The sequence below is a fragment of the Phyllobacterium sp. P5_D12 genome (assembly GCF_054049495.1).
The window spans coordinates 1-1,814 of record NZ_JBFUMG010000733.1 but is presented as its reverse complement, the minus strand read 5'-3'; the positions used below and the strand labels follow the sequence as shown (position 1 = coordinate 1,814).

Here is a 1,814-nt window from a genome sequence, read left to right as displayed (position 1 = left end):
GACAAATACTTCCCCTGACCGGAGTAAACTTGTGTAGAATGCYATTACGGTTTCCATCGGAGGTGTCATGATCACGCCTGAAGCTATTCAAACCGGATTGGATGAGGGCCAATTCTTTTTGGAGTACCTGCCAACCATTCTTCTCAAAGATCGATCCTGCGTTGGTGCCGAGGCACTCATTCGGTGGCGACGGGACGGCCATATCATTCCTCCCCTGAGCTTCATTCCGCTGATCGAGGACACGACCCTTGGGGGGGTGCTGACCTATTGGGTGATGGAAAAGGTCGCCGAAGAACTCGGCGACTGGTTGCGCCAAACCAATGACGTCCGCATCAGCATTAACGTGCCACCCTCGCTCGTCGGGCGCGGAGGCATCCAATATGCCGCGAGGCAAGCCGGTGTGTTCGACTTGGACGACAAGTTGATCCTCGAAATCACCGAACGCGGCCACCTCGATAGTATTGGGTTAAACACCATCATCAACCGAAGCGGAAAACGCTTCCTGGTGGCCATCGACGACATTATGTTGGATCAATCGAATCTGCTTCTCCTGTCGAGAGTTCCGGTTGATATTATAAAGCTCGATAAATCTGTCATAGATAATGCGGATAGTCCTTCTATGAATGCTAAACTATTGACACTCCGTCATCTTATCACGGACAATGATTTAACTATCATTGCTGAAGGCGTTGAAACTGCATCTCAAGCCAGCAATCTGGAGAACTTCGGGATTCAGATGGCTCAAGGATACTTCTTTTCGCGCCCGCTGGCGGCGACCAATTTCATGGAGTATCATAGTAGGTGTAGATATTTACTTACTTAATGGACGCGCACTTCGCTCCGATCGTTGTTGGCTGCATGTTCGGCAGACACAGGTGTGCTGCAACTCGCGAACTCCAGCTTTACCCTTGGAGTTTTCGGGACGCTTTGGGCCGCTAAAAATGCGGGCGTGAACGCAAAACTTTCATGTACGAGTTGTAGCGCTCTTTATGAGCCTGCCGCCACTTCCGGGACCTTGCTGCTGCCTCCGCCTTCTGCTCGGGACTCAGCGGATTGGCAGCGCGCCATTTACGTATCCTTGCAGCCGCCTTCGCTGCTGCCTTCGCCTTCTGCTCGGGACTCGGTTGATTGGCAGCCAGCGAATTGGCTGCGCGCCATTTACGGACCCTCGCAACCGCCTTCGCCTTCTGTCCGGGAGTCAGCGGATTGGCAGCCCGCCATTTACGCAGTCTTGCAGCCTCCTTAGCTTTCTTGTCGGCCCCAGTCGCATCATCGCCTTTTGTCATGCGGGCTCCCTATACTTCCGCAACGCCTTTATGCTCGCTGCAATACCATTCCTGCCCATAGCGCTTGTCAAAACCGAACGATCCCCACGACTTGCAGCCAGGGTGCATGCAATAATGCTCAAACAACCCGACTGGCGTTTTCTCCATGTGGGCAGGGTAAGAACGTTGCGTGGGCAGTCGAATTGGTTCGTCGCTCATTTGTCACTTCGCCCAAGAATTGATTCTATTTCCGCGATCCTATGTCTGATGGCATTGACAGCATCTTGATTACCAACCTTGTTCAAGGCGAAAATTTCACTGCTTTCGATCACGGCTAGGTCATCTCGCAAATTCGACAGTTCTACGCGCGGATGCACGGGCTTCTTCCTAGACGCCTTAAGTGCGTTGGAGAATGGGTTCTCTTTGCTCATGGACGGATTTTCCTTGGGTCGCCGATGCCCTGATCATAGCAAACTTAGCTAAAAGCGTCTTGGAGGGGAGACTACGCCTTTTGACCGTAGATCATTTGGCCACCCCGGTATGCTGCAG

General features: G+C 52.6%; 3 protein-coding genes. 1 reads left to right on the top strand and 2 read right to left on the bottom strand.

Annotation, left to right across the window (positions count from 1 at the left end; all coding sequences use genetic code 11):
- The first annotated feature begins 67 nt into the window (after positions 1-67).
- The gene (locus ACXJ5O_RS25855) at positions 68-823 is read left to right on the top strand and encodes an EAL domain-containing protein (RefSeq protein WP_457302403.1); all 756 of its coding nucleotides are present in this window, start codon (positions 68-70) and stop codon (positions 821-823) included.
- Positions 824-935: 112 nt separating this feature from the next.
- Here ACXJ5O_RS25855 and ACXJ5O_RS25850 read toward each other — a convergent pair whose 3' ends face one another.
- Positions 936-1,286, bottom strand: a complete 351-nt coding sequence (locus tag ACXJ5O_RS25850; protein ID WP_457302402.1) for a hypothetical protein — start codon at positions 1,284-1,286, stop codon at positions 936-938.
- A gap of 194 nt (positions 1,287-1,480) precedes the next feature.
- Entirely contained in the window at positions 1,481-1,696 is a 216-nt protein-coding gene (locus tag ACXJ5O_RS25845; protein WP_457302401.1) for a hypothetical protein, read from the bottom strand.
- Between the last annotated feature and the right edge of the window lie 118 nt (positions 1,697-1,814).